Annotated in this window: 1 protein-coding gene; it reads left to right on the top strand. The window is 63.3% G+C overall.

All coding sequences use genetic code 11. From position 1 onward, the window contains the following. A partial coding sequence (locus tag O7A60_RS31700) for an FG-GAP repeat domain-containing protein (protein WP_337109581.1) occupies nucleotides 1–916 on the top strand: 916 nt, incomplete at both ends.

Genomic DNA, 916 nt, shown 5'->3' with positions numbered 1-916 from the left:
GCGCCGGTTCTGTCCTCGGTGGCGACGAGCGCGACGTATACGGAGAACGCGGCGGCGCAGACACTCTCGCCGAGCCTGACAGTCTCGGATGATGACAATACGACTCTCGTTGGTGCTACGATCCGCATCAGCGCCGGCGGCTTCGCCGGCGACGTGCTTGCGGCCATCACCACGGGCACGAGCATCAGCGCGACCTGGAACGCGGCGAACGAGAGCCTGTTCCTGTCCGGCAGCGACACGCTCGCCCACTATCAGCAGGTGCTGGGCACCGTTACCTTCTCGTCCACCAGTGACAATCCGACCGACTTTGGCGGCGACACTACCCGCACCATCGAGTGGCAGGTCAATGACGGCACGCCGGTAACGGGGGATCTGTATCAAGGGCAGACTCAATATTCTGTCCAGGCCTCGATTGGCGGACCCTTCATTGTCGCCATGGGTGACCTGAACGGCGACGGTCGGGCCGATCTCGTTGCCGCGAACGTCGATGCCAACAACGTCGCGGTGCTGCTCGGCGATGGCCAAGGCGGCTTCGGCCCTGCGACGACATTTGCGACCGGGATAGGCCCAACCTGGGTTGCGATGGCCGACCTAAACGGTGATGGCAAGCTCGACCTCGTCACCTCGAACGTCAATTCCAGCAACGCCTCGGTGCTGCTCGGCGACGGCCTTGGCGGCTTCGGCGCCGCAACCAACTTCAACACCGGAACGAATCCGAGGTCGGTCTCGCTTGGCGATGTGAACGGCGACGGCAAGCTCGATATGGTTACCGGCAACCAAAACTCGAACAGCATCTCGGTGCTGCTCGGGAATGGCGACGGCACCTTCGCGGCCACAACCAATTTCACCGTAGCAGGCGGGGCGCATTACTCAACCGTCCTCGCGGACCTGAACGGCGACGGCAAGCTGGATCTCG

The organism is Mesorhizobium salmacidum (SeqCode) (assembly GCF_037179605.1).
Classification (GTDB): domain Bacteria; phylum Pseudomonadota; class Alphaproteobacteria; order Rhizobiales; family Rhizobiaceae; genus Mesorhizobium; species Mesorhizobium salmacidum.
Note: the sequence above shows the minus strand (reverse complement) of the source record. Positions and strands in the feature narration are given on the sequence as shown.